Annotated in this window: 2 protein-coding genes; one reads left to right on the forward strand and one right to left on the reverse strand. The window is 39.2% G+C overall.

What is annotated here, in order from left to right:
- Positions 1–1,311 (reverse strand): aminotransferase class I/II-fold pyridoxal phosphate-dependent enzyme (locus AC1DUW_RS26845; RefSeq protein ID WP_477643933.1); only part of this gene is annotated, 1,311 nt, incomplete at its 3' end.
- Positions 1,312–1,709: 398 nt separating this feature from the next.
- Here AC1DUW_RS26845 and AC1DUW_RS26850 point away from each other — a divergent pair.
- The coding region (locus AC1DUW_RS26850) for an NAD(P)H-dependent flavin oxidoreductase (protein ID WP_477643934.1) at positions 1,710–2,065 on the forward strand (356 nt) is incomplete at its 3' end.

Here is a 2,065-nt window from a genome sequence, read left to right on the forward strand (position 1 = left end):
GACCATGATGAATTCAGCACTGATTTTTCCAACAGATTCCTCGATAGGAACCACTTCAGTTTCTGCGTAAAATGCATCTCTCGGTGATAAAGCAAGAGGTGGTGTATCGGGAAGCAGGACTTCGATTTTTTCATGATCAGCAGCCATTTCTTTAAACTCATCCGATAAGTCTTTAAGGGCAGCGATTAACAAATCTGCTTCTGTTTTAGAGTCCCCTGGTGTGATTAGGCAAAGGATGTTATACAAATCAGAAAGTTCTACTTCAATATTATGTTTTTCTCGAAGCCATTTCTCAACGTCGTATCCAGTAATATTCAATTCTTTAATGGAGATGATTAGTTTTGTCGGATCATAACTATAGGTGGCCTTACTACCTAAAATTTCGCTTCCAACACAGTATAAATAAGGAATCTCATTAATAGCTGTCCGGGTATACTCTGCAAGCTTGATAGCACCATCTATCATTTCTCTGCCAACGGTCGCAAGTTGTCGTCTTGCGGTATCGAGAGAAGCAAGAAGAATATAGGAAGTTGAGGTAGTAGTGAGCATACTCAAAATTGCCTGGACCCGATTGGCAGAAATTAATCCATTCTTAACATTTAAAATGGAACTTCCTGTTAGTGATCCACCCAGTTTATGAACACTCGTAGCGGCCATATCAGCTCCAGCTTGCATAGCGGACATAGGCAAGTCTTCGTGGAAGTGAATATGAACACCATGGGCTTCATCAACCAGTACAGGTATTTGGTAGGAATGAGCAACTTCTACAATTTTCTGCAAATCAGCAGAAATGCCGAAATAGGTCGGATTGATTACGAGTAACCCTTTTGCATCGCTGTGTTCCTTTAATGTTTTTTCAACAGCATCTATGGTAATTCCATGTGAGATTCCCAAGTCTTTGTCAATTTCAGGATTGATGAAAATAGGAACCGCTCCTGAAAATACAATAGCAGACATAACAGATTTATGTACGTTCCTCGGGACGATGATTTTATCCCCAGGACCGCAGACTGTCATGACCATCGTCATGATTGCACCGCTTGTTCCCTGAACGGAAAAGAATGTATGGTCGGCCCCAAATGCTTCTGCAGCAAGGTCCTGGGCTCTTTTAATGATTCCCTTTGGCTGATGGAGATCATCGAGTGGTGCGATATTGATTAAATCTATAGATAGTGCATTTTCTCCAATGAAATCACGAAAATCAGCGTCCATTCCTTTTCCTTTTTTATGACCTGGAATATGAAATTGAACGGGATTTTTTTTGGCATGCTGTAATAAGGCAGTATATAATGGTGTTTCATTCTGTGACAATTCTTTGTGGCCCCTTTTCAATATAATAGGTACGAAATATCTAGGGAAATATACTCCCTTTCTATTTACAGTCGTATGTTTCTCCTATTTGGAGTAACCTCTAAAAACGGTTAGTAAGCTCTTGTGGATAGACATAAAACAAATGAATTATAGCACGTCTTACATATAAATGCCTAGCGTGAGTTTAATGTAAAAAATAACAGCTTGAGTTCTATTGTACATACCTCGTAATAGCAGGAAGGAATATTTACCAGTTCAAGAGTTTTTCTTTTAAATCAAAAACAATTTGAACTAAGAGTTTTAAAATTGAATGGAAAAACAATATTTGCCATAATAAAGGTGTAATAGAGAGTGTTCATTAATAAAACTCACTCAGAAGTAAAAGGGGGATGAAGATTTTGAATTGGAAAACTCGTGTGACTGATTTGTTAGGGATTCAATACCCGATTGTGCAAGGAGGATTGGCGCATTTAGCTTATGCAGAACTAGCTGCGGCTGTTTCAAATGCAGGAGGCCTAGGGCAGGTAACAGCGATGTCGTTGGATAACCCTGATCAATTGGTAGAGGAAATACGAAAAACAAAATCATTGACGGACAAACCGTTTGGCGTTAATTTTGCAATTGGTCAGCACGGAAGACCATATGAACATATGCTTGAAGCAGCACTAAAAGAGGAGATTGCCGTTGTTTCTGTAACTGGTGGGAATCCAGCGCCATTTATCGATTATGTTAAAGATACTCCGGTGAAAAAACT

It is taken from the genome of Peribacillus sp. P4_C12 (assembly GCF_056402095.1).